This window comes from Streptomyces sp. 5K101, assembly GCF_046506645.1.
Lineage (GTDB): Bacteria > Actinomycetota > Actinomycetes > Streptomycetales > Streptomycetaceae > Streptomyces.
Genome location: NZ_JBKFFO010000006.1, coordinates 164,429 through 190,652 on the forward strand (window position 1 = coordinate 164,429; position 26,224 = coordinate 190,652).

Annotated in this window: 25 protein-coding genes; 15 read left to right on the forward strand and 10 right to left on the reverse strand. The window is 72.8% G+C overall.

Annotated elements, in window-relative coordinates:
• Positions 1 to 11 precede the first annotated feature (11 nt).
• Positions 12 to 368 carry a hypothetical protein gene (locus tag ACLB9X_RS14365; protein ID WP_410360717.1) on the forward strand — a complete coding sequence of 119 codons (357 nt, stop codon included), beginning with the start codon at positions 12 to 14 and terminating at the stop codon, positions 366 to 368.
• Positions 365 to 631, forward strand: coding sequence for a DUF4031 domain-containing protein (locus ACLB9X_RS14370; RefSeq protein WP_410360718.1), 267 nt, complete (start codon positions 365 to 367; stop codon positions 629 to 631). Before ACLB9X_RS14365 ends, ACLB9X_RS14370 begins: the two co-directional genes overlap by 4 nt.
• A 12-nt stretch (positions 632 to 643) precedes the next feature.
• On the opposite strand, the gene ACLB9X_RS14375 is transcribed toward ACLB9X_RS14370, so the two are convergent.
• Positions 644 to 1,252 (reverse strand): Uma2 family endonuclease, encoded by a 609-nt coding sequence (locus tag ACLB9X_RS14375; protein WP_410360719.1) that lies wholly within the window; start codon positions 1,250 to 1,252, stop codon positions 644 to 646.
• 171 nt (positions 1,253 to 1,423) lie between these two features.
• Between ACLB9X_RS14375 and ACLB9X_RS14380 the strand changes: the two genes are divergently transcribed.
• The gene (locus ACLB9X_RS14380; RefSeq protein ID WP_410360721.1) at positions 1,424 to 1,549 is read left to right on the forward strand and encodes a hypothetical protein; all 126 of its coding nucleotides are present in this window, start codon (positions 1,424 to 1,426) and stop codon (positions 1,547 to 1,549) included.
• A gap of 50 nt (positions 1,550 to 1,599) precedes the next feature.
• Here the strand turns inward: ACLB9X_RS14380 and ACLB9X_RS14385 are convergent, their stop codons facing one another.
• Together ACLB9X_RS14385 and ACLB9X_RS14390 are read right to left on the reverse strand one after the other, a co-directional pair.
• On the reverse strand, positions 1,600 to 2,247 hold the full coding sequence (locus ACLB9X_RS14385) for a hypothetical protein (RefSeq protein WP_410360722.1): 648 nt from the start codon (positions 2,245 to 2,247) through the stop codon (positions 1,600 to 1,602).
• Positions 2,248 to 2,307: 60 nt separating this feature from the next.
• Entirely contained in the window at positions 2,308 to 4,572 is a 2,265-nt protein-coding gene (locus ACLB9X_RS14390; protein ID WP_410360723.1) for a heavy metal translocating P-type ATPase, read from the reverse strand.
• 235 nt (positions 4,573 to 4,807) lie between these two features.
• On the opposite strand from ACLB9X_RS14390, the gene ACLB9X_RS14395 reads away from it, so the two are divergent.
• Positions 4,808 to 5,506: a copper homeostasis protein CutC gene (locus ACLB9X_RS14395; RefSeq protein WP_410360725.1), complete on the forward strand. Its 699-nt coding sequence runs from the start codon at positions 4,808 to 4,810 to the stop codon at positions 5,504 to 5,506.
• A gap of 28 nt (positions 5,507 to 5,534) precedes the next feature.
• On the opposite strand, the gene ACLB9X_RS14400 is transcribed toward ACLB9X_RS14395, so the two are convergent.
• On the reverse strand, positions 5,535 to 7,625 hold the full coding sequence (locus ACLB9X_RS14400) for a HelD family protein (protein WP_410360726.1): 2,091 nt from the start codon (positions 7,623 to 7,625) through the stop codon (positions 5,535 to 5,537).
• Between the two features lie 310 nt (positions 7,626 to 7,935).
• Between ACLB9X_RS14400 and ACLB9X_RS14405 the strand changes: the two genes are divergently transcribed.
• Positions 7,936 to 8,169 (forward strand): hypothetical protein, encoded by a 234-nt coding sequence (locus tag ACLB9X_RS14405; RefSeq protein WP_410360727.1) that lies wholly within the window; start codon positions 7,936 to 7,938, stop codon positions 8,167 to 8,169.
• 33 nt (positions 8,170 to 8,202) lie between these two features.
• Here the strand turns inward: ACLB9X_RS14405 and ACLB9X_RS14410 are convergent, their stop codons facing one another.
• Together ACLB9X_RS14410 and ACLB9X_RS14415 are read right to left on the reverse strand one after the other, a co-directional pair.
• The gene (locus tag ACLB9X_RS14410; RefSeq protein ID WP_410360728.1) at positions 8,203 to 9,873 is read right to left on the reverse strand and encodes a DNA repair helicase XPB; all 1,671 of its coding nucleotides are present in this window, start codon (positions 9,871 to 9,873) and stop codon (positions 8,203 to 8,205) included.
• 202 nt (positions 9,874 to 10,075) lie between these two features.
• Positions 10,076 to 12,640, reverse strand: coding sequence for a helicase-associated domain-containing protein (locus ACLB9X_RS14415; RefSeq protein WP_410360729.1), 2,565 nt, complete (start codon positions 12,638 to 12,640; stop codon positions 10,076 to 10,078).
• A gap of 102 nt (positions 12,641 to 12,742) precedes the next feature.
• On the opposite strand from ACLB9X_RS14415, the gene ACLB9X_RS14420 reads away from it, so the two are divergent.
• The 6 genes from ACLB9X_RS14420 to ACLB9X_RS14445 all read left to right on the forward strand — a co-directional run bounded on the left by ACLB9X_RS14420 (position 12,743) and on the right by ACLB9X_RS14445 (position 18,583).
• Positions 12,743 to 13,771, forward strand: a complete 1,029-nt coding sequence (locus ACLB9X_RS14420; RefSeq protein WP_410360730.1) for a hypothetical protein — start codon at positions 12,743 to 12,745, stop codon at positions 13,769 to 13,771.
• A gap of 3 nt (positions 13,772 to 13,774) precedes the next feature.
• The gene (locus ACLB9X_RS14425; protein ID WP_410360899.1) at positions 13,775 to 14,308 is read left to right on the forward strand and encodes a Tn3 family transposase; all 534 of its coding nucleotides are present in this window, start codon (positions 13,775 to 13,777) and stop codon (positions 14,306 to 14,308) included.
• 599 nt (positions 14,309 to 14,907) lie between these two features.
• Positions 14,908 to 15,219 carry a site-specific integrase gene (locus ACLB9X_RS14430; protein ID WP_410360731.1) on the forward strand — a complete coding sequence of 104 codons (312 nt, stop codon included), beginning with the start codon at positions 14,908 to 14,910 and terminating at the stop codon, positions 15,217 to 15,219.
• 803 nt (positions 15,220 to 16,022) lie between these two features.
• Positions 16,023 to 16,424 carry a hypothetical protein gene (locus tag ACLB9X_RS14435; RefSeq protein WP_410360733.1) on the forward strand — a complete coding sequence of 134 codons (402 nt, stop codon included), beginning with the start codon at positions 16,023 to 16,025 and terminating at the stop codon, positions 16,422 to 16,424.
• A 78-nt stretch (positions 16,425 to 16,502) separates the two neighbouring features.
• Positions 16,503 to 17,084 (forward strand): carbonic anhydrase, encoded by a 582-nt coding sequence (locus tag ACLB9X_RS14440; protein WP_410360735.1) that lies wholly within the window; start codon positions 16,503 to 16,505, stop codon positions 17,082 to 17,084.
• A gap of 11 nt (positions 17,085 to 17,095) precedes the next feature.
• Positions 17,096 to 18,583, forward strand: a complete 1,488-nt coding sequence (locus tag ACLB9X_RS14445) for a SulP family inorganic anion transporter (RefSeq protein ID WP_410360736.1) — start codon at positions 17,096 to 17,098, stop codon at positions 18,581 to 18,583.
• A gap of 122 nt (positions 18,584 to 18,705) precedes the next feature.
• Here the strand turns inward: ACLB9X_RS14445 and ACLB9X_RS14450 are convergent, their stop codons facing one another.
• Positions 18,706 to 18,840, reverse strand: coding sequence for a hypothetical protein (locus ACLB9X_RS14450; protein ID WP_410360737.1), 135 nt, complete (start codon positions 18,838 to 18,840; stop codon positions 18,706 to 18,708).
• 294 nt (positions 18,841 to 19,134) lie between these two features.
• Here ACLB9X_RS14450 and ACLB9X_RS14455 point away from each other — a divergent pair, with 294 nt between their 5' ends.
• Positions 19,135 to 20,112, forward strand: coding sequence for an L-threonylcarbamoyladenylate synthase (locus ACLB9X_RS14455; RefSeq protein ID WP_410360738.1), 978 nt, complete (start codon positions 19,135 to 19,137; stop codon positions 20,110 to 20,112).
• Positions 20,113 to 20,647: 535 nt separating this feature from the next.
• On the opposite strand, the gene ACLB9X_RS14460 is transcribed toward ACLB9X_RS14455, so the two are convergent.
• Positions 20,648 to 21,289, reverse strand: coding sequence for a carbonic anhydrase (locus tag ACLB9X_RS14460; RefSeq protein ID WP_410360740.1), 642 nt, complete (start codon positions 21,287 to 21,289; stop codon positions 20,648 to 20,650).
• Positions 21,290 to 21,718: 429 nt separating this feature from the next.
• On the opposite strand from ACLB9X_RS14460, the gene ACLB9X_RS14465 reads away from it, so the two are divergent.
• The 3 genes from ACLB9X_RS14465 to ACLB9X_RS14475 all read left to right on the forward strand — a co-directional run bounded on the left by ACLB9X_RS14465 (position 21,719) and on the right by ACLB9X_RS14475 (position 23,312).
• Positions 21,719 to 22,054, forward strand: coding sequence for an STAS domain-containing protein (locus ACLB9X_RS14465; protein ID WP_410360742.1), 336 nt, complete (start codon positions 21,719 to 21,721; stop codon positions 22,052 to 22,054).
• 291 nt (positions 22,055 to 22,345) lie between these two features.
• Positions 22,346 to 22,513 (forward strand): hypothetical protein, encoded by a 168-nt coding sequence (locus ACLB9X_RS14470; protein ID WP_410360743.1) that lies wholly within the window; start codon positions 22,346 to 22,348, stop codon positions 22,511 to 22,513.
• Positions 22,514 to 22,850: 337 nt separating this feature from the next.
• A complete protein-coding gene (locus tag ACLB9X_RS14475; protein ID WP_410360744.1) occupies positions 22,851 to 23,312 on the forward strand; it encodes a CBS domain-containing protein in 462 nt (153 codons plus the stop codon).
• A gap of 903 nt (positions 23,313 to 24,215) precedes the next feature.
• Here the strand turns inward: ACLB9X_RS14475 and ACLB9X_RS14480 are convergent.
• Positions 24,216 to 25,049: an ABC transporter ATP-binding protein gene (locus tag ACLB9X_RS14480; RefSeq protein WP_410360745.1), complete on the reverse strand. Its 834-nt coding sequence runs from the start codon at positions 25,047 to 25,049 to the stop codon at positions 24,216 to 24,218.
• Entirely contained in the window at positions 25,046 to 26,119 is a 1,074-nt protein-coding gene (locus tag ACLB9X_RS14485) for a FecCD family ABC transporter permease (protein ID WP_410360746.1), read from the reverse strand. The genes ACLB9X_RS14480 and ACLB9X_RS14485 overlap by 4 nt, the downstream gene beginning before the upstream one ends.
• Positions 26,120 to 26,224 lie beyond the last annotated feature (105 nt).

Consider the following 26,224-nt stretch of genomic DNA (forward strand, 5'->3'; position numbering starts at 1 on the left):
ACAATGGGGACATGGACCGGACCAACCCGCTGGAGCAGGCGCTGCACGCTGCCCGCGCGCTGGTGCTGGCGGACCTCGCCGCGCGCGACGTGGCCGACGCCGGTGTCGTGTCGCTGGTCGAGGAGGCGGTGTCGCACCGCCGCTGGTGGGCCGAGCAGTGGCCCGAGGGCATCGCGTACGTCGCGGGGCTCGTCGCCCAGGACGTCCAGGACGCGCTGCTGGAGCGGCACGGCCGCTGGCCGCTGTGCCCGGTGTGCGACGCGGGCGACCCGCACGCGCTGGAGGTCGAGCCCGAACTGGGGCCTGACCCGCACTGGGTGTGCGGCAAGGCCGGGGTCGTGGTGGCGCCGGTGGGCGGCCTGTGGTGACGATCTACATCGACCCGCCGAACTGGCCGGGCCACGGCCGTATGTGGTCGCACCTGGTCAGCGACGTGTCCTTCGACGAACTCCACGCGTTCGCCGAGTCGATCGGCTGCCCGCGCCGCGCGTTCGAGCGCGACCACTACGACGTGCCCTCGCACCGGTACGCGGACGCGGTGGCGGCGGGGGCGGTGGAGGTGTCGAGCCGCGAGGTGGTCAGGCTGCTCACGACGGCGGGGCTACGGCGCCCCAAGGGCCGGCAGGCGTAGCCCCTCGGCTCGTCAGGCGACGAACTCCGACGTGTCGAGCTCGCCGGTGAACGGCTCCGGCAACGGGACGGGCTCGCCGAACGGCTTGCGCAGCCCGGTGCGGTAGCGGCCCTCGTGCGGGTCGGAGAAGAGCGTGACGGCGGGGCCGCCCTCGTCGTACCGGTCGATCAGCAGGTACAGCGGTACGTCTCCGTTGGCGTAGGCGTGCAGCTTCGCCGACCGGTCGTGCGAGGCGTTGCCGCGGGAGGTGATCTCCACGGCGAGCGCTGCCTCGGCGACGGCCAGCGGGGCCTTCTCCTTCTTCCTCGCCCGCTCCGCGATCAGTTTCTTCGGGACGACGACGAGGTCCGGGATGAACAGCCGCTCGTCCCGGTAGAGGAACAGCCCGAGCGTCTGGAATACGCCCCAGCCGTCCGGTGCTGCGTTGCGCACTGCCCAGTGCACCTGCTCGGCGATGAGATTGTGTCCGTCGTCCGGCGGCGGTACCAAGGTGATCTGCCCCTCGTCGATCTCGGCGCGCCAGCCCTCCGGCACGTCCAGCTCCTGCCACGTGCTGAGCAGGTAGTCCCACGACGGCATGTCTTCCTCCGACAGCTCGGGCTCGACCAGCAGTGCGGTCATCGTGGAGTCCCCTTTCTGTGGCCCCGACGAAAGGAAAATAGGGCCGGAAGATCACTCCGCGAGACCGTTCGTCTCAGCGTCCCACGATCGGGTGAGCGACACACCGCACCACACACCGCACCGCGTCACACCCGCTCGGTCTGCCCCGCCGGTTCCGTCGTCATGGCACCCGTGACGACCTTCGATCCGGTCATCGACGCGGACCTCGGCTTCGCGTCGACGGCCTGGGCGGGCACGGCGATGACCGTTGTGGCCATGGCGCTCGTCACGGTGTCGCTGCGGCAGGGGCGGGCATGACAGGTGCCGACAGGGCGGTCGTCCCTGTCATTCCCCGGCCCGCCGGTGTCTCACGATGCGGCCAGCAGCTCAAGTTCCACCGTGAGGTTGTGGCGGGCGGGCTCCTCCCACTCGCGCGCGCCGTACGGGGTGTGGAACAGGCGCGGCAGCCGCAGCAGCTGGCGCAGCACGGCGGCCCGCCCGTCGCGGAACGCCTCGTCGGGGACGAACGCGTACTCCTCGCGCACCGCCGCCGCGTAGGCCGCGTACGCCTCCGGGGCCGCGGCCAGGATCGCCAGGTCGGCGTCGCACAGGACCTGGCCGTTGCGGTCGTCGCCGGCCGGGTCGTGCGTGACGGTGAGGCGGACGAGGCGGGCGACCTCGGCGGTGGCCCCGGCGCTCAGTCCGGCCTCGGGAAGGGCACGCTCGGCGAGCCGGGCGGAGCGCTCCTCGTTCTCGGACCGGTCCGGCAGGTACACCGCGTCGTGGAACCAGGCGGCGAGACGCACGAGGTCGGGGTCGGCGGCGTGGGCGGCCAGGGTGTCGACATGGTCCAGCACCGCGACGAGGTGCGCCGTGGTGTGGTAGCGCCGCTGCGGCTCGGCCCAGCGGCCGAGGAGGTTGTCGGCGTACGGCACGGGGTCGGGCCCGGCCCCTCCCCGGGCGGCGAGGAGGGCCCGGGCCCAGCGGTCACGGAGATCGGCGGCGGCGTCGCTCATGTGCCGACTCTAGAACGGCGCCCGCCGGGGCCCGCGGGGCGGGATCGGGCCCGGGACCCCTCACCCCGTCGCCTTGAAGCCGCGCAGGCGGAGGGAGTTGCCGACGACGAAGACGGAGGAGAAGGCCATGGCGGCTCCGGCGATCATGGGGTTGAGGAGGCCGGCGGCGGCGAGGGGGAGGGCGGCGACGTTGTAGGCGAAGGCCCAGAACAGGTTGGACTTGATGGTGCCGAGTGTCCTGCGGGAGAGGCGGATGGCGTCGGCGGCCGCGTTGAGGTCGCCGCGGACGAGGGTGAGGTCGCCGGCTTCGATGGCGGCGTCGGTGCCGGTGCCCATGGCGAGTCCGAGGTCGGCCTGGGCGAGGGCGGCGGCGTCGTTGACGCCGTCGCCGACCATGGCGACGCTGCGGCCCTGGGCCTGGAGGCGCTTGACGACGTTCACCTTGTCCTCGGGCATGGCCTCGGCGATGACCTCGTCGATGCCGACCTCCGTCGCCACTGCCTGGGCGACGGCCTGGTTGTCGCCGGTGAGCAGGATCGGGGTGAGGCCGAGCGCGCGCAGTCGGCGGATCGCTTCGGGGCTGGTGTCCTTGACGGCGTCGGCGACCTCCAGCACGGCGCGGGCCTCGCCGTTCCAGGCGACGGCGATGGCGGTGCGGCCGGCGGCTTCGGCGTCGTCCTTGGCGGCCTTCAGTGCGGGGGGCAGCTCCATGGCCCATTCGGCGAGCAGCTTCTCGCGGCCGACGAGGACGGCGTGGCCGTCGACGATGCCCTGGACGCCGAGGCCGGGGATGCCTGCGAAGTCCTCGGGGGTGGGCAGGGTGCCGACCTTCTCGGCGGCGCCGGCGGCGACGGCCTGGGCGATGGGGTGCTCGGAGGCGTGCTCCAGGGCGCCGGCGAGCCGCAGCACCTCGGCCTCGTCGACTCCTGTGGCGGTGTGCACCGTGAGGAGAGTCATGCGGCCGGTGGTGACGGTGCCGGTCTTGTCGAGGACGATGGTGTCGACCTTGCGGGTGGTCTCCAGCACCTCGGGGCCCTTGATGAGGATGCCGAGCTGGGCGCCGCGGCCGGTGCCGACCATGAGCGCGGTCGGGGTGGCCAGGCCCAGGGCGCAGGGGCAGGCGATGATCAGGACGGCGACGGCGGCGGTGAACGCGGCGGTCCAGCCCGCGCCGTTGCCGAGCCAGAAGCCGAGCGTCGCGAGGGCCAGGCCGATGACGACGGGCACGAAGACGGCGCTGATGCGGTCGGCGAGCCGCTGGGCGGCGGCCTTGCCGTTCTGCGCGTCCTCCACCAGCTTGGCCATGCGGGCGAGCTGGGTGTCGGCGCCGACGCGGGTGGCCTCGACGACCAGGCGGCCACCGGCGTTCAGGGTCGCGCCCGTCACCGCGTCGCCCACCGTGACCTCCACCGGCACGGACTCCCCGGTGAGCATCGAGGCGTCGACTGCGGAGGCGCCCTCGACGACCGTGCCGTCGGTGGCGATCTTCTCCCCGGGGCGTACCAGGAACCGGTCCCCGGCCTGCAGTTCGGCCGTGGGGATCGTCTCCTCCCGGCCGCCGCGCAGGACCGTGACCTCCTTGGCGCCCAGCTCCAGCAGGGCCTTGAGGGCGGCTCCGGCCTTGCGCTTGGAGCGGGCCTCGAAGTACCGCCCGGCCAGGATGAACGCGGTGACGCCGGCGGCGGCCTCCAGGTAGATGTTCCCCGCGCCGTCGCTGCGGCTGATCGTGAACTCGAAGGGGTGCGTCATGCCGGGCGTGCCGGCGGTCCCGAGGAACAGGGCCCACAGCGACCACAGGAACGCCGCCGAGGTGCCGACCGAGATCAGCGTGTCCATGGTCGCGGCACCGTGCCGGGCGTTCGTCCAGGCCGCCTTGTGGAACGGCCAGGCGGCATAGGTGACGACCGGGGCGGCGAGGGTCAGGCTCAGCCACTGCCAGTACTCGATCTGCAGGACGGGGACCATCGCCATCGCGATGACCGGGACCGAGAGCACCACGGCCGTGACCAGCCGCTCCCGCAGCGGGGCGAGTTCGTCGGCCTCCGGTGGCTCGCCGCCCTCTTCACGGGTGGCTCGGGGCGGGGCGGGCTCGTGGGCGGTGTAACCGGTCGCCTCGACCGTGGCGATCAGGTCCGCGACGGCGACATCGTCGGCGAAGGTGACCTTCGCCTTCTCCGTCGCGTAGTTCACCGTCGCCTCGACGCCGTCCATCCGGTTGAGCTTCTTCTCGATGCGCGCCGCGCACGAGGCGCAGGTCATCCCGCCAATGGCGAGCTCGACCGCGCGTGCTGCGGTGGTGGCCGGGTGGGCGGCTGGGGTCGGCATTCCTGCTCCTCATCGGGACGGCTTATACCCCCAGGGGGTATTTCCACTCCCTCCTGTATACCCCCTCCCCGTAAGGAAGGGCAAGGGTGACCGCCGTGTGATCGGGGGACCCGATATCTCCGAGTGCCGCGTGCGGCCGGCGCCGGAGGGGTACTAGGCTGAATATTGGACTAGACCTCTCGGCCCGCAGCGGGCCGAGCACCGCCGCAGTTGTCTCTCCTGGAGGAATGGGCCCATGAGCAACCGTGCACTCCTGGAGGTGATCGCCCTCGACGCGGAGGACGCGATCGCCGCGCGTTCCGGAGGGGCCGACCGGCTGGAGCTGGTCACCGACATGGCGGCCGACGGTCTGACGCCGGCACGGGAGACCTTCGCCCGCGTCCGGGCGGCCGTGGACATCCCGGTGCGCGTGATGCTCCGCCTGACGGACGGGTTCTCGGCGGGCGGACCGGACGACGTCGACGCGCTGGTACGGGCGGCGGAGGGGCTGCGCGCGGAGGGCGCGGACGAGTTCGTGTTCGGCTTCCTGGACGACCACGGTCACCCGGACCTCGTGACCGTGGAACGGCTGGTCGCGGTGCTGGGCGGCTGCCGCTGGACGTTCCACCGGGCGATCGACCGCGCGGGGGACCGCGACGCGCTGCGCAAGCAGCTCGCGGACGTGCCGGGCCTGGACACCTACCTGACGGCGGGGTCGCCGGAGGGCGTCGACGCCGGACTGCCGACGCTGCTCGCGGAGGCGGCGCGGCAGGGGGACCCGGGCTACGAGCCGGCGCTCCTCGTGGGAGGCGGCCTGCACCTCACCCACGTCCCGGCGCTGCGGGCGGCGGGAGTCCGGTCCTTCCACATCGGTGGCGCGTCCCGCCCATCGGGGTGGTCCCGCCCGGTGTCCCCCGCGGCGGTCGCGGAGTGGCGCGAGGCCCTGGACGGGTAGCGCCGCGCCCCCAGGTCCCCGCCCCCTGTCACCCCAACTGCACCGGCAGCGGCTCCGCATGCAGAACCGTCAGGCCCGAGACCGCGCGGGTCAGGGCCACGTACAGGCGGCGCAGGCCCGTGCGTTCGTCCGGTTCGGCCGTGACCAACGCCGACGGCTCGTCCAGGACCACGTAGTCGTACTCCAGGCCCTTCGCCAGCGACGCCGGCACCAGCGTCAGGCGGGTGTCGGGGGTCGTCTCCTGGCCCGGGGCCAGGTACGGCAGGTCGGCCGACTCCAGTGCCGCCGCCAGCGCCGGCACGCGGGTGTCCGCGGCGATCAGGCCGATCGAGCCCTCGCGGGTGAGGGATTGCCGGCAGGCGGCGACGACGGCTTCGTTCAGGTCCGACACCGCGCGGACCGACAGCGAGCCCGGGTTCTCGCGGACCGAGGAGACCGGGGCCAGGCCCGGGGACATGTGCGGGAGGAGGCGGGAGGCGTACGCGATCACCTCGCGCGGCACGCGGAAGCCCGCCGTCAGCTCCTCGACCGCCGCCTCCGGCTTGCCGAGGTGGGACAGGGCCTCCGCCCACGAGGCCGTCGCCCACGGCGTCGTCCCCTGGGCCAGGTCGCCCAGCACCGTCGCCGAGCCCGTCGAGCAGCGGCGGCCCACCGCCCGGTACTGCATCGGCGAGAGGTCCTGCGCCTCGTCGAGCACGACGTGACCGAGCGAGTGGGTGCGCTGCACCAGGTCCGTCGCCTCGTCGATCAGCACCGCGTCGGCGGCGGACCACTTCGCGGACTTCACGCTGCGGAGCGCTTTCGGCAACAGGATCGAGGCCTGCTCCTCGGCGGTGAGGACCCCGTCGGCGTGCACGGCGAGGAACTCCGCGTCCGACAGCAGGCGCAGGACGAGCTTCGCCGGGTCCACCGCCGGCCAGATCGCCTTGACCGCCGCCTTCACCGCCGCGTTGCGCGCCACGGCGTCCTGGACGCGGTCGTCCGGTGCCTCGCCCGCCTGTTCCATGCGGACGAGCACCGCGTGGGCGATCCGCTGGGGCAGCGCGTCGCGCGCCGCGCCGTACCGTACGTCCCGGTCCATCAACTCGCGGATGATTTCCTCCAGTTCGTACGCCGGGACACGCCAGCGCCGCGACCCGCGCACGACCATCAGCGGCTCGGTCGGCAGCGTGACGTGCGAGCGGACCGCGCGGCGCAGCACCTCGGCCATCCGCGCGTCCCCCTTCACGACCGCCGCCGCGGCCGTGTCCTCGCCGCGCACCTCCACATGGGCGACGAGGTCGTCGACGGTCGACTGCTTGACCTCCAACTCGCCGAGTGCGGGCAGCACTTGCTCGATGTAGTGGAGGAAGGAGCGGTTCGGCCCGACGACGAGGGTGCCGGTGCGGGCGAGGCGTTCACGGTGGGCGTAGAGGAGGTACGCGACACGGTGCAGGCCCACGGCAGTCTTGCCGGTGCCCGGCCCGCCCTGGACGCACACCGTGCCGGACAGGCCGCTGCGGACGATCTCGTCCTGCTCGGGCTGGATCGTCGCCACGATGTCCCGCATCGGCCCGACGCGCGGCCGTTCGATCTCCGCCTGGAGGAGCTTGGAGGTCTGCTCGGCCTCCGCAGGGTCGGTGAGGTGCTCGTCCTCGTACGCGGTGAGCTCGCCGCCCGTGTAACCGAAGCGCCGCCGCAGGCCCACGTCCTGCGGGTCCTTGCGGGAGGCGCGGTAGAACGGCTGGGAGACGGGGGCGCGCCAGTCGATGACCATCGGGTCCCCGACGGCGTCGTGCACGTGCCGGCGGCCGATGTAGAAGCGCTGCCCCTCCTGCGTGGTCGGCAGGTAGTCGAGGCGGCCGAAAAACAGCGGGGTGTGCGACAGGTCGGCGAGCGCCTTGATGCGCTCCTCGATCTGGGCTCCCAGGACGACCGCGTTGACCCAGTTCGCGGTGACGTCCTTGATGTCGAGCGACTCGACGTCCTCGCGCATCGCCCGCAACGCGGCGCGGGAGGCGGTCAGATGGGCCCGCTCGCGTCCGAGCGGATCGCCGTCGGCCGGGGGCGTGGCCGGTGGTGCGGCGGGGGGTACGGCCGGGGCGGGAGTGACGTCGGGTACAGGGGCGTGCGCGGGCACGGGTTGCCTCCGGGCTGATGCTGCGTGGTCACGACATGGCAGACCGGCCGGTTTCCGTCCGGGCGGTGGCGCTCCTGGAGGGGAGGCGGGAGAGCCCCGACCGCGTCGGGGGCAAGCCCGCGATTGTAGTCAGGGCCCGGGAGAGGGGCGAACGGTTTTTCCGGGGCCGGTGCCGGGGCCGGTGCCGGGGCCGGGGCGCGGGCCGTCCGTCCCGTAGGGGACGCCGTCTGTCTGGAGTAGGACGCGCCCCGGCGCGCGGTTCAGCCCGCAGAGCGATGCTCCGGACAGGTGACGCGGCCACCATGGAGCCATGACCACAGCCACTTTCGCCCCGGGCACCACGCCCCCGGGCGGCGCCGGCGCCCGCGCCGTCCACCACTCACCCCACTTCGTCGGCAACGCCCTGCGCGCGATCAAGGTCTTCGCCGAGGCCGTGTTCTCGGTGGCCGTCCTCGGCGAGTACGCGGAGGAGGCCTTGCGTCCGTCGCCGGTGACGAACCCTCAGCGGACGCCGGTGACGGCCCCCTGCGACGGACGCCGGTGACGAACCCCTCAGCGGACGCCGGCGACGAACCCCTCAGTGGACCGGGTCCGCGGGACCCTCCGCCTCGCCCGCCAGGAGCTCCTCCGCGTCCACGATCCGGTACGCGTAGCCCTGCTCGGCCAGGAACCGCTGGCGGTGCGCCGCGAAGTCCTGGTCGATCGTGTCCCTCGCCACCACCGAGTAGAAGTGCGCCTTGTGGCCGTCCGCCTTCGGGCGCAGGACGCGGCCGAGGCGCTGCGCCTCCTCCTGTCGCGAACCGAACGTGCCCGACACCTGGATCGCGATCGTCGCCTCCGGGAGGTCGATCGAGAAGTTCGCGACCTTGGAGACGACCAGCACGCTGATCTCGCCGTTGCGGAAGGCGTCGAAGAGCTTCTCGCGCTGCGCGTTCGACGTCTCGCCCTTGATCACCGGGGCGTCCAGGTGCTCGCCCAGCTCGTCGAGCTGGTCGATGTACTGGCCGATGACCAGGACCTGCTGCCCCGCGTGCTTGCGGACCAGCTGCTCCGCCACCTTGCGCTTCGTCGCCGTCGTCGCGCAGAAGCGGTACTTCTCCTCCGTCTCGGCGGTCGCGTACGCGAGCCGCTCCGAGTCGGTGAGGTTGACCCGTACCTCCACGCAGTCGGCGGGCGCGATGTAGCCCTGCGCCTCGATCTCCTTCCACGGCGCGTCGAAACGCTTCGGCCCGATCAGCGAGAAGACGTCCGACTCGCGGCCGTCCTCGCGCACCAGGGTCGCGGTCAGACCCAGTCGGCGGCGCGCCTGGAGGTCGGCGGTGAACTTGAAGACCGGCGCGGGCAGCAGGTGCACCTCGTCGTAGAGGATCAGACCCCAGTCGCGGGAGTCGAACAGCTCCAGGTGCGGGTAGATGCCCTTCCGCTTGGTCGTCAGCACCTGGTAGGTGGCGATGGTGACCGGGCGGATCTCCTTCTTCGTGCCGCTGTACTCGCCGATCTCGTCCTCGGTCAGTGAGGTGCGGCGCACCAGCTCGTGCTTCCACTGCCGGGCGGAGACGGTGTTGGTGACGAGGATCAGCGTCGTGGCCTTGGCCTGCGCCATCGCGCCCGCCCCGACCAGCGTCTTGCCGGCGCCGCAGGGCAGGACGACGACACCGGAGCCGCCGTGCCAGAAGCCCTCGACGGCCTGCTTCTGGTACGGGCGCAGGGCCCAGTCCGTCTCGTCGAGGTCGATGCGGTGCGCCTCGCCGTCGACGTAGCCCGCGAAGTCCTCCGCCGGCCAGCCCAGCTTCAGCAGCGTCTGCTTGATCTGGCCGCGCTCGGAGGGGTGCACCACCACCGTGTCCGGGTCGATCCGGGCACCGACCAGCGGCTGGATCTTCCTGGACCGCAGGACCTCCTCCAGCACCGGCCGGTCGGTGGTGGTCAGGACGAGCCCGTGGGTGGGGTGCTTGGTGAGGGTCAGCCGGCCGTAGCGGGCCATCGTCTCGGCGACGTCGACGAGCAGGGCGTGCGGGACCGGGTAACGGGAGTACTCGACCAGTGCGTCCACGACCTGCTCGGCGTCGTGTCCGGCGGCGCGCGCGTTCCACAGGCCGAGGGGGGTGACCCGGTAGGTGTGGATGTGCTCGGGCGCCCGCTCCAGCTCCGCGAACGGCGCGATGGCGCGCCGGCAGGCGTCCGCCAGCTCGTGGTCGACTTCGAGAAGGAGGGTCTTGTCGCTCTGGACGATGAGGGGACCGTTCACACCTGCGCCCTTTCGGTAAGGCTCGGGGCCGGGCCGCTTGGGTAAGGCTCGGGGCTGCTTGAGGCCGGTGAGGCCAAACCTCAAGTGTGCCGCATGGCCGCAGACACGGGCTCGGACCGAGTCCGTGGGCCGGTACGCGCGGGCTCGGACCGAGTCCGTGGGCCGGTACGCGCGCCGAGTCCGTGGGCCGGTACGCGCGGGCTCAGACCGAGTCGTCGGCCAGTTCCGCCACGCCCGTGATGCGGTGGAGCGGGTACGTGCGCACCTCGTCCGCCGTGTGGTCGTACGCCGTCACGAAGCCGCCCTCCACCCGGACCGGGGCGATCACGCGCTGGCTGGCCGCGCCGTCCGCGTTGACGTAGCCGATCCAGACCGCCGAGCCGGTCATGGCCGCCGCCTGCACGGTGGCCAGGGTCTCGGCCGGCGTGGTGCGGGGCATCTCGCCGTTGTGGACGGGCGCGGCGGCCTCGGCGACCGGCTTGCGTTCCACCGTGGCCGCGAGGTCGCCGGCCCGGATCGCCTTCACGGCCGCGCCGAGCAGCGTGGCGTCGGGCACCGGCGGCCCCTCCGGGACCGGTGCCGGCGGCGTGCGCGGCGGTGTGCGGCGGGCATGGGCGCGGGTGATCACGACGTCGCCCTCGGCCGACTCGGCGGCAGGCGCGTAGCCCATCGCCCGCAGTCCGTCGAGCAGCGCCGCCGGGTCGGCCTGGGCGGCCAGGACCGTGGGCGCGAGGCGGCGCAGGCGCAGTCCCTGGGAGCGCCTGTCCGCGAGGATTTCGCCGAGGAGCGCGTCGTCGTCGCAGCGCACGTACGCGGAGGCGGCGCCCACGCGCAGGTGGCCGTGGCGGCGGGCGACGTCGTCGATCAGGTAGGTCAGCGGCTGCGGCACGGGTGTGCGGGAGTGCCTGGCCAGGAACGTGTGCAGGTCGGCCGCGGCCTGCCCGGCGTCGAGGGCGCGGCGCACGGACGCGGGCGTGAAGCGGTAGACGGTCGCGCCGCCCTTGGACTCGACGTCGGCGACGACGGCGAGCGTCTCGGCCAGCGGCCGCTCCAGCGGCCCGGGGGCGACGGCCGTCAGGTCGGCCTGGAGCAGGACGTGGTCCAGCGGCTCGGGCAGGAGCGGGGCGAGCAGGGCGACGGCACGGTCCCGGCGGGCGGCGGCACCGGCGTCGGGGGCGCCGTCGGCGGTGGCGCGGTAGGCGACGGGTCCGGGACGCGGCACGGCGGCCACGGCCGTCCCGTCGCCGGCGCCGTCCGGGTCCGGCAGGCCCAGCAGCGCGCGGGCGTGGGAGGCGAGCGCACCGCGGCCCGTCAGGCCCAGCAGCTCCGCCTCCGTGAGCGCCCAGCTCGCCATGCGCGCCCGCAGGTCCTGGCCGCCGCCCGCCGCGTCGCCCCGTTCGCCCCGCAGCGGCCGCTCCCAGCGCAGCCGGTCCAGCAGCGTCTCCGGCTCCGGGACGGCGCCCGCCGGGAGGGACGCCATCAGCTCCAGCACCCGCAGCCGGACCGCGGGCGCGGCCGAACGGTCCAGGTCGGGGCCGAGCGCGAAGAGCGTACGGCCCTTGGAGTCCCGGGTGCCGACGAGCCCCGGCGCACGGGTGGCCGACAGCCAGGCGACGGCGAGCTCCGCCCACCGCTGCGCCGGGGGCAGCTCCAGCCACTCGTCGTACGCGGGCGTCGGGGCGTACCGCTCGTCGGCCTCGCCGTCGGAGGCCAACAGGCCCGCCGCGTAGGCCAGTTCGGTCCAGAACGCGGCGAGCTGCTCGGTCGTGTCCAGCGCGGCGGCCGTCCGCTTGAGGTCGCGTACGGACAGGCCGCCCGCGCGCAGCACCGGCGGGCCGCCCTCGTGCCAGTCCTTCAGCAGGTCCTCGACCGTCGTCAGTGCCGTGAACGCCTGCCCGGCCGCCGCGGTGTCCACAACCTGTGGACGACTCTCGGCCGCCTGCGTCACGGCCGGCGGCACCGGCTCCGGCACCCGGTGCGCCCGGCCCGCCCGCAGATGCAGCGCCGCCTCCCTGGGCAGCACCACCGTCCGCGGCGACGCCGGCAGCAGCAGCCCGCGGTCGCGCAGCCACTGCACGGGCGGCGTGGGGGAGGACGTCACCTCCCCGTACGGCGGGCCCCACACCAGCCGGTCCAGCACTGCCAGCGCCTGCGGCGGCGCCGTGTCGAGCAGCAGCGCCATCCGGCGCCGGTCCGTGAACACCGCCGTCAGCGCGGCCACCGCGGACACCGGGTCGTGCGTCGGCGGCAGTCCCGCCGCCGTGAGGATCTCCTGGAGCCTGCCCGGCGACATGCCCGCGGTCGCCTCGGCCACGGACGGGCCGAGACCGGTGGGCGAGGGACGGGTCGGGGACGGCAGGAGCAGTTCGCGGGCGGTACGCACCAGGCGCAGCCGGTCGTCGCCGCCCCACACCAGGGCCTGTGCGCGCAGCACCCCCAGCGCGCCGGGCAGCGCGGCCTCGACCTCCGGGTCGCCCTCGTCACCGGCCATCAGCGCGAGCAGGGTCTCGTACGGGGCCGGGTCCGGCGCCACGGCCAGCGCCTCGGCGGTCTGCAGCGCGAACCGGTCGAGCCGCTCCAGCGCTCGGACGACGGAGGCGCGGGTCCCGGCGCGGGTGGCGAGCTGGGTGACGTCGGTCGGCACCGGGCTCAGCAGATCGGGCCGGGCGCGCAGCAACGCGGCCAGGTCCTCGTCGGTGCGGGCGCGCAGCGCTTCCGCGAGCGTGCGCGGGGCGGCGCCGCCGCGTGGTTCGGGCTTGGTCCCCATCCGCCCCACGGTAGCCCCTGGAGCGCTACCGTCGGGGACAGGGCGGGCCCGGGGATGGGGCCGTGATTCGTCGGGATACGCCGGGAGCGCAGGGGAACGTCCGTGGGGATCGAGAGCGATCAGCTGGTCTACGACTACCTGAGCCGGGTCGGGGACCTGGCCCAGCAGGCCCAGCTTCCGTCGGGCGCGCGGATGCGGCTCGTGTCGTCGCTGCGGGGGGAGATCGACAAGCAGAGATCGCGGTTCGGCGGGGACAGCCCGGCGGCGGTACGCCGGATCCTCGGGCGCCTCGGTGCGCCCGAGACGGTGGTGGCCGCGGCGGCGGAGGAGGGGGCGGGGGCCGGGCCGTCTCGGGCCGCGCCGCCTGCGTCTGCGTCTGCGCCGTCGGTCGCGCCGTCGGCCGCGGCGTCGTCCGGCACGGGTGGCCGGCGGCCGGCGATGCCGCGGCAGCGGGGGTGGCGCCGCGTCCCGCGCCCGCGCACGGACTCCGCACCCCGGGAGGCGGCCGCCTCGCCGCCGCACCTGGCCGGGACCGACGAACTCGGCCCCGCCGGCTCCGAGCCGGACTGGTGGCGGATCGAACCGGGGCCGTTCGGCGCGGGGGAGCGGGTGGCCGGGTTCGTGGGCGGCGTGGAGGTCCCCGAGATACTGAGGCCGCCGCCTGCGGAGGAGCCGGACGCCGAGGCTGGTCCCGATGCCGGTTCCGAGGCCGATCCGGACTCCGGCGACGAGGCGGCCGAGGAGGCCGCGCCAGTACGGCGGCGGTGGTGGCTGCCGCGCCGCGAGGGGGGCAGGCCCGCCGACCTGGTGCTGCTGCTGGCCGCCGTGCTGCTGCTGGCGGGGGCGGCCCTCGGCTCCCTGCTCGCGCTGGCGGGCGGCTGGCTCCTCGCGTACGGCTCACGCCGGCTGTCCCCCGCCCAGTCGAAACTGGCGGTCGCCGGCCTGCCGGGGGCGGCCGCGGCGGCCGGGGCGGTGTGGCTGTGGGGCCGCATCAACGGCCACTGGGGCCCGGCGATCCCGGACGACGGCATGAGGGAGGCGCTGACGGGGACGTGGCCGTGGGTGCTGAGGGGGGCGGCGGTGGGGTCGGCGCTGTATTTGTTGTGGCGCCGGGGGAGGGGTCGGGGGTAGCGCCTGCGGCGGGCCCTTTCCCCACCCCGCCCCTTCCCGAGACCGGGCTCCGCCCGGACCCGATACCGCGCTTCGCTCGGTGTCCTCAATCTCCCCCTACGGCCTGGCGGCCGTGGGTGGGGGACGGACGCACCGCTGCGCCGGCGGGTGACCGCCGCGACCAACAAGGTCGAGTCGTTCAACCGGTTCTCCCAGTTGGTCGGTTTCGGCAACCAGGGCATCATCGCCGACAACGACCCCGTCGAGCAGGAGAAGGCGATGAAGTTCAACTCTCTGCTCACGAACGCGGTGATCTTCCACAACGCCCTGGACATCGCCGAGATCGTCCGCCAGCTCCTGGAGGAGGGCTGGGAGATCGACCCCGAGGACCTGGCCCACATCTCGCCGTACCTGACCGAGCACATCAAGCGGTTTGGCGAGTACAGCACGCACGAACTTGGCATCGAGCCGGAGGCGTACGACCCGAAGCTCGACGTCGACTTCACCCCGCTGCGCGACCCGGACCTGACCGCTGCTGGCCTCGGCCAGGCCGCTTGACCGGCCGCCGAAGGGACACCTCCATACAGGCACCCGGCTTCCTCGACCCGTGGATGCCCCGGGCCCAGGCCGTCCCTCCCCGAGCCGCAGGCGGCCCGACCACATCGGATCAGTGCAGGATGGGCCGCAACGGTGGCATGACCGGCCTCACTCGCCTGGGGTGCCCGGCCGGACCGCATGCAGCGCCGTAGGTTCCCCGTCGTGGCGGACGCACAAGCGTGCGCGCTGGTGTGACGGGAGAACCGAATGCAGACCTGGCGGGACCTGCCCTGGGCACATGCGGCGGGGGTGATCGCCGCGCTGGTGGCCTGTGCGCTGAACTCCGCCCTGGTGCCGGGACCGGCACAGGCAGCCGAAGCACGGGCCTCCCGGTGGATCGTGGTGCTGAAGAACTCCGTGACCGACCCTCAAGCTGTGGCCGCCGAACAGACGCGCCCCTTGAAGGCACCAGTGCGCGAGGTCCTCAACCTGAGCGCCGGCGCGGGCGGCGAGGCGCTGAAGGGCTACGTGGTGGAGGCCACGCCTGAACAGACCGCCGCACCCGCGGCCCGCTGTTCCTCACCGACCGCAAGGCCCCGGCCGGAACACCGACGCTCGACGTGTGCCCGGAGACCGGCCGGGCCCGGCTCTCCTACCGCCGCGCCGAGGAAATCTACGAGGAGAACACCCGCCTACTAGCCAACCCCCTCGCCTCACCCGACGACATCGAGAACCCGGACGGCTGGACACTCCACCGCCTACGCCACAGTGCCTTGACACACGACGCGGAGAGCGGCACCTCCACCCCGATGCTGCTGGCACGCTCCCGCCACGCCTCCGTCCGCTCCCTGGAGCGGTACGCCCGGCCCGGCGTCGACGCCGTCGCCCAGCACGTCGCCGAGCGCGACCCCGCCGCCCGCCGCCGCAGGTGAACCCCCGAGGACTCCATGCCGATCCGTCCCGAAAACCGTGACCGCTACCCCGCCGACTGGAAGACGATCAGCCTCCGTATCCGCACGGTCCGCGCCGCCGGCCGGTGCGACGGAGCCTCAGCGCCAGATGTCACCGGGGATGGGCCTGTGCCCGCCACAGACTTCAAGATCAACTACTGGCTGCTTCTGGGCTTATCTCGGCGATCCCCCAACCGGTATCTCCAGCAGCATGAGCCCCACAACCCGGCGGCCTGAAAATCGCTGAATACGCGGGCAACCAGGTGAAAACGACCTCTAAGGCTCGTAGAGCGCTGCCGCAGCCGGCCGATTGCCCACGCGCCGCTGAGGCCGGTGTCTTCCGTGCGTGTCTGCCCAAGTGGATGAACCGGTAGGCTGCGGCCGATGGTTGGCGCGGTTGTCGGTGACCACGCGCACGATCCGGTCCATGAGCCTTACGCCTCCGCAGTGGCGTGTCGCTGCACACGGAAGCGTTTCGTGCAGCCGCGGGGGAAGCCGACGACGCTCCAGACTGCGCCTGCCAGGGCACTGGCTTCACCCACGACGGCGGCGAGCGCCAGCTGTGCCGGATTTGCAGGCTGGTAGGAAACGGGGTATCAGCTGCCGCGCCAACCTCCCAAGGTCAAGGGTCAGTTCAGGCCAATCCGGCCACCATTTTCGGGCTCTCTCCAGCAGGAAACGTTGCGTTAACCCAGCAAACGACTCCACCTGGTTAACGTGATTCTTGACCAGTCATTGACCAATCTTTGGCACACGCAAGAAGTGCGAACTGCCTGGAGGGGCGAATGTTCCGAGGTACGACGGCATGGACCATGCTCGCGGTCGTCGCTGCCGTCCTCCTCGCCCTCCCGTTCTTCGCACCCACGGCACCGTTCGCACCGGCGCACGCGGCCCGTCATGCCGAGGCCAAAGCTGAGGCCGGAATCAAGCCCTCTGGGACAGCGCTGCGCGATGAGGCCGTCGCCTGTCCCGACGTCGACTACGTCGGCGGCCCGGGCTTCCCCCTGAATAGCCTCCGCCAGCACCGCGCCGCCGACTCCGCGCCGCAGCCGTCCGAGCGTCCCCTGCTGGTGGCGCAGGATCCGGCCGCTGCGGAGGAACCGGCCGCGCTCAGCGCCGGACATCACAGCTTGTCGAGACCGTCGACAGCCCACCTCCCGGCCGTACTCCAGGTCTTCCGCTGCTGACAGCGGAGCAGTCTCCACCCCCCACGTTGTCCTGCCCGTCCGACGCGCCCTGCGGCGCGCCAGGAGGAATCACCACATATGCAGCCCCTCATCGACAACGCCCGTACGTTCGGACAGCGCCCTGAGGAGTTCGCCCACCTCGCCGAGGGACAATCCCCAGAGGTCCTGTTCATCACCTGCGCCGACTCCCGGGTCGTTCCCGCCCTGATCACGGGCGCCCGGCCCGGCGAGCTCTTCGAGCTGCGCACCGCGGGCAACATCGTCCCGCCGTACGGCTCTGCCACCCCCACGGGCGAGAAGGCCACGATCGAGTACGCCGTGCAGGTGCTCGGCGTCAAGCACGTCGTGGTGTGCGGCCACTCCCACTGCGGCGCGGTCGGCGCGGTGGTGCGCCACGACGACCTGTCCGCCGTCCCCGCGGTGCGCGATTGGCTCGCGCACGCGGCGGAGGAGCCCAAGTGCACCGACCCCGGCGACCCGACGGTCGCCGAGGCCGTGCAGAACCACGTGCTGACGCAGCTGGAGCGGCTGCGCTCCTACCCGTGCATCGAGCAGCGTATCGAGGCGGGTGAGCTCCAGCTGCACGGCTGGTACTACGAGGTCCACACCGGCGTCGTGCGGGAGCACCACGCGCACTCCGACACGTTCGAGACGCTGTGAGGGAGGTGATCATGCTGTCCAAGTTTCCTTGTCTGAGGCAGGACTTCCTCGCCTCCATCGTCGTCTTCCTGGTCGCCGTGCCGCTGTGCGTCGGCGTGGCGGTCGCCTCCGGCGTCCCGGCCGAACTGGGCCTGGTCACCGGCATCGTGGGCGGCCTTGTCACCGGCCTCATGCCCGGCAGCAGCCTTCAGGTCTCGGGGCCGGCCGCCGGTCTGACCGTGCTGGTCTTCGAGGCCGTCAGCGAGTTCGGGGTGTCGGCGCTCGGTGTCATCGTGCTGATCGCCGGTCTGCTCCAGCTCGCCATGGGCTTCCTTGGCATCGGCCGCTGGTTCAGGGCGATCTCCGTCTCCGTCGTCGAGGGCATGCTCTGCGGTATTGGTCTGGTGATCATTGCCGGGCAGATCTACGCGGCGGCCGGGCTGAAGGCACCGGAGTCCGGCATCGGCAAGATCGTGGGGCTGCCGGGGGCGTTGGCCGAGGCGCTCGGCAGCGCCGCGGCCCTGGCCTCGCTCGCGATCGGCGCGGGCACCATCGCCGTCGTCGTGCTGTGGAAGAAGCTGCCGAAGGCAGTGCAGTCCGTGCCGGGCGCCCTCGCCGCGGTCGTCCTGGCGACGGTCGCCACCCTCGCCCTGAGCCTGCCGGTCGCCACGGTGAAGGTGGAGGGCCTGCTCGGCGTCATTCAGCCGCCCGGGGCCGAGGCCTTCGGTGAACTGGCCAACCCGGCCATCTGGGGCACCATCATCGCCTTCGCGCTGATCGCCTCGGCCGAGTCGCTGTTCAGCGCCGCGGCCGTGGACCGGCTGCACGACGGTCCGCGCACGCAGTACAACAAGGAGATGATCGCCCAGGGCACCGGCAACACGGTGTGCGGTCTGCTCGGCGCGCTGCCGATGACCGCGGTGATCGTGCGCAGCTCCGCCAACGTGGGCGCGGGCGCGAAGACCAAGGCCTCCCGCGTCCTGCACGGCGTGTGGCTGCTGCTGTTCGCCGCCGCGCTGCCCGCCGCCCTGGCGCTGATCCCGATTCCCGCCCTCGCCGGTATCCTCGTGCACGCGGGCTGGAAGCTCATCCCGTTCCGCCAGATCGCCGACATGTGGCGGAACCACAAGGGTGAGACCCTGATCCTGGTGATCACGGCCGTGTCGATCGTCGCTGTGAACATGTTCGAGGGCGTTCTCATCGGCCTCGCGCTGGCCGTGATCAAGACCGCCTGGGAGGCCTCACACGTCAAGCTCGAGGTCATCGACAAGGGCGCCGGCCCGATTCAGGCGTGTCTGTCGGGCAACGCGACCTTCCTGCGGCTGCCGAAGATCCTCGACAGCCTGGAGGCACTGCCGCAGGACCGTCCGGTCGAGCTGGACTTGTCCGGCCTGCACCACGTCGACCACGCTGTCCGCACTGCCCTGGAGAACTGGGCCGTGCAGCACAGCGCCACGGGCACCGAGCCCGTGAGGGTCACAGCGGACGCCGAGCCGGTGAAGGCGTCAACCGGCGTCTGACGTCGCTCGCCGGCCGGGCGGTACGCACACCATGGCGCGTACCGCCCGGCCTGCCGCTCCGGGCCAGTCCGATCAGCTTGACGTTCATCGTCCAACGTCGAGCACGGAGTCTTGCTTGGACGTCAGTCCCATGCGTTGTCGAGCACTCCGCCCAATGTGGTGATGCCGTAGAAGCGAACTTCGCGCCACTCGCCCTGGGTGAGGACCGAGGTGTCGATGTCGAAGAGCGACAGAGTGAGCAGCGCGCGATCAAGCACGACAAACCCCAGGCCGGCAAGGTGTGGCCCACGGTGGCGGTGCGAGGAACTCCTCGGTGTACCAGTCCCGGCGTTCCTGAGCGAATGCGATTCAGGGGTAGCAGGCGTGACACAGGATGACGCACTCGCCTGTTTTCGATGCCCGTCGCGGTGTGAAACGTACGAGGGTACGTCTGTTCCTCTATCTCGCCCCCATGGCCTTCGGCCACCCGGGCGGGCGGACAGCTCGATGCCCCGGTCGCGGAAAGTGATCACGATCCTCGCCGGTTCTTTTGTGCTCCTAGGATTGCGAGAGTGACCGCAAGCACCAGTGACATCGAGAAGGCGGCCGGTGTGCTGCGCGCCGGCGGCCTAGTGGCCCTCCCGACCGAAACCGTCTACGGTCTGGGCGCCAACGCCGACGACCCCGCCGCCGTCGCGCGCATCTTCCAGGTCAAGGGCCGTCCGCCCTCCCACCCCTTGATCGTCCACATCGGCGGCGCGGAGCAGCTGGACGACTGGGTCCAGGACGTGCCCGCGACGGCGCGCCTGCTGGCCGAACGCTTCTGGCCGGGGCCCCTCACGCTGGTCCTGCGGCGCGGTACCCGCGTGCCCCTCGAAGCGACCGGTGGCCTTCAGACGGTGGCCGTGCGGGTGCCCGACCACCCCGTCGCACTCGCGCTGCTGTCGGCCTTCGGCGGCGGTGTCACGGCCCCGTCCGCCAACCGCTTCGGCTCGGTCAGCCCCACGACGGCGGACCATGTTCGTGCGGAGCTTGGGGGTGCCGTCGATTTCGTGCTGGACGGCGGGCCCTGCGGGGTCGGTGTCGAGTCGACCATCGTCGACGTCACGGGTGAGATCCCGAGCATCCTGCGGCCGGGCGGGGTGACGCGTGAGGACCTGGAAGCGGTGCTGGGGTGCCCGCTGGCGGTGCCCTCGACGAGCCGGGTTCGGGTGCCGGGTCAGCATCCGTCGCACTACGCGCCGCGGGCGCGGGTCGTCCTCGTCGAGCCGGAGAAGGTCGTCGCCGAAGCGGAGCTCGCGCAGGAGCTGGGGCACCAGGTGGGCGTCCTTCTGCCTGCCTCCTTCGCCGACGTCCCGGTGAAGGCGCACGCTGTGGTGGCGGTCCCCGGTTCGATGGCCGCCTACGCGCGCGGGCTGTACGGGTTCCTGCGCGAGCTCGACCAGCGAGGGTGCGACCTCATCGTCGTCTCCTTGCCGGTAGAAGAGGGGCTGGGACTCGCGATTGCCAACCGGCTTCGCCGCGCCGCGGGGCCCCGGCCCACCGTGTGACCAGCACCGACGCTCTGCCTTTACTGCTTCCGGACACGGGGAGCCGGGCGGATTCGTGACGGGTTCTGCTGAGCGCCCATCGGTCTGGCAGGGCCTAGTGATTCCGTGCGTCCAGGCCAGCACCGGGCATTCAGATGGGGGGATACGCCCGCGCCGATTGACCCGGCGGTTGCAGGAGTCCGGTGCGGCTCCAGCGCGGGGTGCCCTTTTGGTCCGCGGGATGGGTGCCGGCCAAGGCTTCACGTTGGTCACTCATGCGGCCACGCTCGACGTCCCACGCCACGTCGTGGAGTTCCTCGCCCGGTTGCTGGCCGCCCACCGGAGCGGGATCGGCACCCGAAGGGCTCTCCCGCCCTGGGCTCGTTCCGCCAGGCGGCATTGGTGCTGTGCTGGTTCCGAGAACACGGCGGCTGCACTGCCTGGCCCGGGACGCCGGGGTCTCGCAGGCCACCGGCTACCGCCGCGGTCCGCTCGCCGCACGCCTTCATACGAGTGTCGTCCGGCGGCAGATCACGCTGAGAGCCCGGACGCGTGGTCAGGATGCGGCGGGGACCGCTGCATCGAGGCCGCGAGAGGCGACGAGCCGTGCACTGCCGTCGGCCAGGCGGTAACACAGCCCAACCACGGCGGCCTGGCCTGCGGCGACCTTCTCGGCCAGTACCCGGGAGCGGTCCAGCAGCAGGTCGACGGTGTGCCGGATGTGCTCGGCGAGGATCTCCTCGGGCTCAAACTGTCCGGCGGCACGCGCGGCCAGCACGCTGGGGGTCACCCGCTCGACGACGTCTCGGATGTACCCGGCCGGTGTCATCCCGTCCTCCAGCGCGGCGCACGCCGCGCCGACGGCGCCGCACGAGTCGTGACCGAGAACCACGACCAGCGGACAGCCCAGCACATCCACGCCGTACTCGATACTGCCCAGCACTTCCGCACCCACCACGTGGCCGGCGGTGCGCACCACGAACAGGTCGCCCAGGCCGCGATCGAAGATGATCTCGGCGGCCAGTCGGGAATCGGAGCACCCGAAAAGTACGGCGAAGGGCTGCTGGGATGGTGCGATTTCGGTGCGGCGGGTGGCGTCCTGGTTGGGGTGCTCGGGGGTGCCGGCGACGAAGCGCTGGTTACCGGCCAGCAGCAGCTCGAAGGCGTCGCGGGGTGTCGGGCTCTTGATCTCGGTCATGGCGGCAGCCTACGAGCTGGCACCAGCCGTCGCACCGCCCGGTCCCGCCGTAGCTCACCAGGTCAGGCCACGCCGACAGCTTGGGCAGCACCCCCAGACGCCGGGCCAGCGCGGCTTCGAGGCCGAACCTCAGCTCGCGGCGCAGCTGCCCCGCCCCATACGGACCGTCGACTACCACTCGCTCGTCCTCCACACCCGCGCAACGAGCCAGGCACTGCCCGCGTGGTCGCCCAGACGAGGGCAACCACGGCGTCGGCCACGGCGAATGGGCCGTAGGCGGCGGCGACGCCACCGCCTGCACCAGCCCCGAGCAGGTAGGCCAGGCGCCCGGTGGGACGGACATCCGACGGGGCCTTGCTCGATAGGTTTGTCGGCATCTCTTCTGGTCCCGGGCGAGACGGTTGGGCAGGCGTTGTCAATGATCTTCCCTTGGTCGAGACGACCATGTCGGGCCCCTGCTTGGTGGCGAAGGTGCGCGGAGCCATGGACTACGCCTCGCAGCCGGAGCTGCGGGAGCGGCTGAGGCAGGTGATCGCTCTCGCGGAGCGGGCCGTCGTCCTGGACCTGGCGGATGTACGGTTCTGCGACACGGCGGGGCTGAACGTGCTGCTGGGCACCCGTCGCGAAGTAGACAGGGCAGCGGTGGTGCTGGTCCTGGCCAGCGTCCCCGGCCCACTGGGTCGGCTCCTGGAGATGACCAGAGTCGACCGGGTCCTGCGGGTCTTCGACACCGTCGCCGACGCCGAGGCCGCCCTGACCAGCTGAGGCACCCTGCCTGAGTCCACCCGGTTTACGGCCCCCGGTACAAGGCGCCGTAGCCAGGGCCAGCCGCTGCGTATGGTGGCTCTGGCAGGCCGATCCGGTCCGGACAGCGGAGCCGCCCCCTCAGGGTCTCGACAGCCAGGCCGACGGGCCGCTGGGACTCCGAGGCGCCTGGCGGAACTTACCCCGCGTCGCCCTCCTCGACGTCCGCGGCGGCCGGGTCGCGCAACGGGCGCCGGCCGCCGTCAGCGGGGACACTGGCGCGGTTTGCGCAGCTGCTGCCCGCCTGATCGCGTGGCGTACCAGTCGGCCGCTGTTCCTGACCGGCCGCAGGGCCGCGGCCGGGACGGCGGCGCTGGACGTGTCGGAGACACCCGGCTGCTGGCCAACCCGCTCGCCTCGTCCGACGACGTCGAGGACCTGGCGGCTGCACGCTGCACCGCCTGCGCCACAGCGCCCTGACCCACGACGCCGAGGGCGGCACCTCACCCCGGTGCTGCTGGCACGGTCCCCGGCACGCTTTCATGCGCTCCCTGGAGCGGGACGTCGCGTCCCGGCGTCGACGCGGTGGCCCGGCACGTCGCCAGGCGCGACCCTGCGGCGCGCCGTCGAGGCTGAACCGTCCACAGGTCGCTCATCTTGGTACAGCGGCGCATCTTGGTACAGCGGCGCAACGGGATCTACCGCCGCCTGTAGGAGCCGACGACCGGGACGAGGACGCCGACGGCGCCCCCGACATCTACCAGCAGGCCAGCCCCGGGCACCGCCGTGCCGGGGGCGGGACGCGAAGGAGGCCGACATGCGTGCACGGGATCTTGCCGAGCCCTACCCGTTCGTGACCACCGACGACGACGCAATCGACGCGGCCCGGATGCTCGCCGAACAGTCACTGCCGGCGCTGCTCGTCCTCGACACCGACAACCAGCCGTACGCGATCGTGCCCGGCTCCCAGCTGATCCGGCAGCTCCTCCCCGCCTATATCGCCGAGGACCCGGCGCTGGCCGGCGTCGTGGTCGAGCAGCACAACGGCGAGCTCGCCGAACGCCTCGCCGGACTCACCGTGGCCGAGTGGGTGCCGCGGCGCCTATATGCACCGCCGGTCGTCGGACCCGACGCGCGCCCCCTGGAGGTTGCGGCCCTGATGGCCCGCACCCACAGCCCGCTGGTCGCCGTCATCGAACGCGGCAGCGACGGCGTGACGCTGCTCGGCACCATCACCGCCGCCCGCCTCATGCAGCACTTCCTCCAGGCGGCGGCGTGAAGACCGCCGCGGCCGTGCTGCCAGTGGCCCTCGTAATCGCCGCGCTGGTGATCAGAGCCGCGATCGGTGAGCTGCGCAGGCCAGGCACGCCCCACAGAGGGGGCCTTCGCGGCCAACCGCCAGCACCGCTGCGGCGCTGGCGACCGTGTCATGGCTGCCGCCAGCCGTCACAGTGTGACACCACCACCGCCCGCCCCGACCGACGACAGGAGCCCCCCCACACCCGTGATCTGGCACTGGACCGGCCTCGCCGAACCCTCTGCCCGATGCTGCATTCTCGGGTACTCGCGGCGGGCCTTGCGCTGTGCCGGTATCGCCCGGACACCTGAGCGCCGTCGAAGGGTTGGCAGCGGGCGGGTCGACGCGTCGCGCTGCGCAGCGGACCGGTGGGCTTCGAGGGCGCGCCGGTAGCCCTCCGACGCGGTCTCGCGCGTCTTCAGCGGGCCTGCGGGCGCAGTCGGCACCGGGTCCGGGTCGTCGGTCGCCGCGGGGCCGGCCGTACTGAGTGGCGGGCGGCAGGACGTCAGGGTGCGCAGGTTCGCGCCCGGGGCCTTGGCCGTTGGCTATCGCGATCAGCTTCGGCGCGATCCAGCGCAGCTTTGTGCCGTATGCGGGCGCGTCTGGGGCCGACGTCCAGCTGGCCGCTGTCCGCGTCGAACTTCACCGTCTGGACGTGCCCGGCGAGCTCAGGCGCGGCGGCGGCGAGCGAAGCCAGGGGGAGTGCCCCAGACGGGCTCCCTTGGAGCCTCGCCGGCGATTGAGGCGCGGGTTCCCGGAGGCAGAGCCCCCGGGAACCTCACTTCGTGAGATCCGCCTGCAACTCGTCCAGGATCTTCGACGCCGCCGTGTAGCCGATGCCCGCGAGGGAACCGGCGACGACGCCGCGGCGGCGGAGGGACGTGTTCATGAGGAGGTGACGCTTTCCGTCGGGGGGACGGGGGGTGTCTGCATGGGGACGTAGGGCGCGGCGGGCACGACCAGCGGGGAGCCGGTCACCGGGTCGGGGATGACCACGGACTCCATCCCGAAGACCTCGCGGACGAGGTCCGCGGTCACGACGTCCCCCGGCCGGCCCTCGGCGACGATCCGCCCGGCCTTCATGGCGAAGAGGTGGTCGGCGTAACGGGCGGCCTGGTTGAGGTCGTGCAGGACGGCGACGACGGTGCGGCCGCGCTCGTGGTTCAACTGGCGTACGAGATCGAGCACCTCGACCTGGTGCGCGATGTCGAGGTACGTCGTCGGCTCGTCGAGCAGCAGCAGATCCGTCTCCTGCGCGAGCGCCATCGCGATCCACACGCGCTGGCGCTGGCCGCCGGAGAGCTCGTCGACCGGGCGGTCGGCCAGGGCGGTGACGTCGGTGCGCGCCATCGCGTCGGTGACCGCGCGCTCGTCCTCGTCGGACCACTGCTTCCACCACGCCTGGTGCGGCTGGCGGCCGCGCGAGACGAGGTCGGCGACCGTGATGGCCTCCGGTGCGACGGGCGACTGCGGCAGCAGCCCGATCGACTGCGCGATCCGCTTCGTCGGGATCCGCGCCAGCTCCTGGCCGTCGAGCAGCACCGCGCCGCCCTTCGGCTTCAGCAGCCGCCCCAGGGCCCGCAGCGTCGTCGACTTGCCGCAGGCGTTGGGGCCCACGATGACGGAGACCTGCCCGTCGGCCACGGCGAGATCGAGTGCGTGCACGACCGTGCGGTCCTCGTAGGCGAGCGTCAGCTCGCGCGCCCTCAGCCTGCTCACGAATTGCCTCCAGCGGTACGACCGGTGTGGCTGCGGACGATCAGCCAGATCAGATACGGGGCGCCGACGGCGGCCGTGAGCACGCCCACGGGAAGCTCGGTCGGCGAGAACAGCCGCCGGGCCAGCAGGTCGGCGAGAACGACGATCACCGCGCCCATCAGGGCGGAGCACAGCAGCGGGATCTGCGCGGTGCGGGTCATGCGACGGGCGATCTGCGGCGCGAGCAGGGCGACGAAGTCGACGGGTCCCGCCGCCCCGGTCGCGACGGACGCGAGGACGACGCCGAGGAGCACCAGCCCGAGCCGTACGCGCCCCAGCCGCACCCCGAGCGCGGTCGCCGTGTCGTCGTCCATCGCGACGGTGCGCTGCGCGCGGGCCGCCCACAGCACGGCGGGCAGCAGGACGAGCAGCGTCCAGCCGAGCGGCGCGGCCTCGTCCCAGCCGCGGCCGTTGAGGGAGCCGGTCATCCAGATCTGGGCCTGCTGGGCGACGAGATAGTCGCCCTTGGTCATGACCAGGGTGGTGACCGAGCGGAGCGCGATCGCGAAGCCGATGCCGATGAGGACGAAGCGGGTGGCGTGCAGACCGCCGCGCCACGCGAAGACGTACACGAGCGCGGCGGCGACGACGCCGCCGGTGACGGAGAGGTACGGCAGGGCCGCGTACGAGGTGACGCCGAAGGTCATCGCGGTGACCGTGAGCGCGCTCGCGCCCTGGCTGATGCCGATGATGTCGGGGCTGGCGAGCGGATTGCGCGCGACGGTCTGGATGAGCGCCCCGGCGACCCCGAAGGCGGCCCCGACGAGCAGCCCGACGACGAGCCGGGGCAGCCGGAGCGTGCCGACGACCAGCTCGTCGGGGGACGGGTGCCCGAGGAGCACTTTCAGCACCTCGGCGGGCGCGACGAAGCTCTCGCCGACGCCGAGGTACGCGACGCAGGCGGCGGTGAGCACGGCGGTGAGCCCGGCGGCGGCGAGCGCGGCACGCCGGTGCAGCAGGAAGCTGGCACGCCCGGCGCGGGCGAGCGTGTAGCCCGCGGGCCGGACGCGGGTGCAGGTCTCAGCGGTCATGTGAGGCCCCTCCGGTGTGTGCGATGTCCGCTGCGCGCGGGGGCTGCTGGGCGGGGCCTGCCCCACCGCGCCCTCCTCCCACGGCCTGGCGGCCGTGGGAGGTAC

Coding starts and splice junctions, on each gene's coding strand:
- ACLB9X_RS14460 (WP_410360740.1), bottom strand. CDS start 21,289: ATGACCGAGATCAAGAGCCCGACACCCCGCGACGCCTTCGAGCTGCTG.
- ACLB9X_RS14415 (WP_410360729.1), bottom strand. CDS start 12,640: ATGGGGACCAAGCCCGAACCACGCGGCGGCGCCGCCCCGCGCACGCTC.
- ACLB9X_RS14385 (WP_410360722.1), bottom strand. CDS start 2,247: ATGAGCGACGCCGCCGCCGATCTCCGTGACCGCTGGGCCCGGGCCCTC.
- ACLB9X_RS14440 (WP_410360735.1), top strand. CDS start 16,503: ATGCAGCCCCTCATCGACAACGCCCGTACGTTCGGACAGCGCCCTGAG.
- ACLB9X_RS14445 (WP_410360736.1), top strand. CDS start 17,096: ATGCTGTCCAAGTTTCCTTGTCTGAGGCAGGACTTCCTCGCCTCCATC.
- ACLB9X_RS14395 (WP_410360725.1), top strand. CDS start 4,808: ATGAGCAACCGTGCACTCCTGGAGGTGATCGCCCTCGACGCGGAGGAC.
- ACLB9X_RS14405 (WP_410360727.1), top strand. CDS start 7,936: ATGACCACAGCCACTTTCGCCCCGGGCACCACGCCCCCGGGCGGCGCC.
- ACLB9X_RS14375 (WP_410360719.1), bottom strand. CDS start 1,252: ATGACCGCACTGCTGGTCGAGCCCGAGCTGTCGGAGGAAGACATGCCG.
- ACLB9X_RS14475 (WP_410360744.1), top strand. CDS start 22,851: ATGCGTGCACGGGATCTTGCCGAGCCCTACCCGTTCGTGACCACCGAC.
- ACLB9X_RS14485 (WP_410360746.1), bottom strand. CDS start 26,119: ATGACCGCTGAGACCTGCACCCGCGTCCGGCCCGCGGGCTACACGCTC.
- ACLB9X_RS14365 (WP_410360717.1), top strand. CDS start 12: ATGGACCGGACCAACCCGCTGGAGCAGGCGCTGCACGCTGCCCGCGCG.
- ACLB9X_RS14390 (WP_410360723.1), bottom strand. CDS start 4,572: ATGCCGACCCCAGCCGCCCACCCGGCCACCACCGCAGCACGCGCGGTC.
- ACLB9X_RS14435 (WP_410360733.1), top strand. CDS start 16,023: ATGTTCCGAGGTACGACGGCATGGACCATGCTCGCGGTCGTCGCTGCC.